Annotated in this window: 2 tRNA genes and 2 rRNA genes; all 4 read left to right on the top strand. The window is 42.2% G+C overall.

What is annotated here, in order from left to right:
- Positions 1 to 81: ribosomal RNA gene (locus LQ622_RS14885) — 16S ribosomal RNA — on the top strand; the annotation flags it as partial.
- Positions 82 to 172: 91 nt separating this feature from the next.
- Positions 173 to 249, top strand: a tRNA-Ile gene (locus LQ622_RS14880).
- Between the two features lie 21 nt (positions 250 to 270).
- Positions 271 to 346: transfer RNA gene (locus LQ622_RS14875), tRNA-Ala, on the top strand.
- A 174-nt stretch (positions 347 to 520) separates the two neighbouring features.
- A 23S ribosomal RNA gene (locus LQ622_RS14870) occupies positions 521 to 623 on the top strand; the annotation flags it as partial.

Genomic DNA, 623 nt, shown 5'->3' with positions numbered 1-623 from the left:
CCGTCGAAGGTGGGACAAATGATTGGGGTGAAGTCGTAACAAGGTAGCCGTATCGGAAGGTGCGGCTGGATCACCTCCTTTCTAAGGATATTACGGAATGACCATTAGGTCATGGAATAACGGAGACATATTGTATTCAGTTTTGAATGTTCATTACATTCAATTTAAGAATGGGCCTATAGCTCAGCTGGTTAGAGCGCACGCCTGATAAGCGTGAGGTCGATGGTTCGAGTCCATTTAGGCCCACCATTAAAATTTAATTCCCAATTAGGGGGCTTAGCTCAGATGGGAGAGCGCCTGCTTTGCACGCAGGAGGTCAGCGGTTCGATCCCGCTAGTCTCCACCATATTATATTGTACATTGAAAACTAGATAAGTAAGTAAAATAGATTTTACCAAGCAAAAAACCGAGTGAATTTTTAACGAAATTCAACAAGCTTAACAATCGCGCGTCGTCTTTATAGACGACATCACAGATTAATAACAGTTATTTTCTTAAACATTATGTATAAGGAAATATAGATTAAGTTATTAAGGGCGCACGGTGGATGCCTTGGCACTAGAAGCCGAAGAAGGACGTTACTAACGACGATATGCTTTGGGGAGCTGTAAGTACGCTTTGAT

This window comes from Mammaliicoccus sp. N-M50 (assembly GCF_022386995.1).
GTDB lineage: Bacteria > Bacillota > Bacilli > Staphylococcales > Staphylococcaceae > Mammaliicoccus > Mammaliicoccus sciuri_A.
The sequence above is the reverse complement of the archived record's forward strand: the minus strand, read 5'-3'. Positions and strand labels throughout refer to the sequence as shown.